2 protein-coding genes are annotated in these 594 nt (G+C 57.7%); both read left to right on the top strand.

Annotated elements, in window-relative coordinates; genetic code table 11:
* Positions 1-290, top strand: a 290-nt coding sequence (locus H8S57_RS18440; RefSeq protein WP_369807663.1) for a hypothetical protein, incomplete at its 5' end; no start/stop codon positions are given.
* Positions 290-594: ERCC4 domain-containing protein (locus H8S57_RS18435; RefSeq protein WP_243204884.1), on the top strand; the 305-nt coding region annotated here is incomplete at its 3' end. The genes H8S57_RS18440 and H8S57_RS18435, both read left to right, overlap by 1 nt.

Here is a 594-nt window from a genome sequence, read left to right as displayed (position 1 = left end):
TTTCCAACGTCATGTGGTCTCTGGAGGAGAGCAATCCAGGATACCATTTCGACTTTGACGAGGCGAAATTAAAGGACAAGCTGGTTGGCGTCCTGTTCCGGAACAAGGAATGGGAAATGGATGGGAAGACCGGTTGGACAACGCAGTGCTGCTCCCTGACCGATGCACAGAGCATCCGAAGCGGCAAATTTAAGACCCCGAAGGATAAGCCGCTTGACGGGAAATCGGCATTCAGCGCCTCAAGCCCGCTCCCGGACAATGATGATGACCTGCCCTGGGTCAACCACTGATGGATCCCTGCGACGTTGCGGTCGCCCTGAAGTCCATGAAGATATGGGTGGACTCCAGGGAGCAGGATACGCTCATGGCACGGCGCAGGCTGCGGCAGATGGGCTGCCCGCACGAACGGAAGGCGTTGAGCTTTGGCGATTATTCCGCCTGCTGCGATGCGCTGGATCTGTCAGACAGCGTCGCGATCGAACGCAAGCTTGGGCTGGATGAGCTGGCCAACTGCTATTGCAAAGACCGGCCTCGCTTTACCCGGGAATTTGAGCGGGCAAAGCAGGCCGGGGCCAAGCTCTATCTCCTGGTGGA

This window comes from Lawsonibacter hominis, from assembly GCF_014287895.1.
GTDB classification, from domain to species: domain Bacteria; phylum Bacillota; class Clostridia; order Oscillospirales; family Oscillospiraceae; genus Lawsonibacter_A; species Lawsonibacter_A hominis.
The sequence above is the reverse complement of the archived record's forward strand: the minus strand, read 5'-3'. Positions and strand labels throughout refer to the sequence as shown.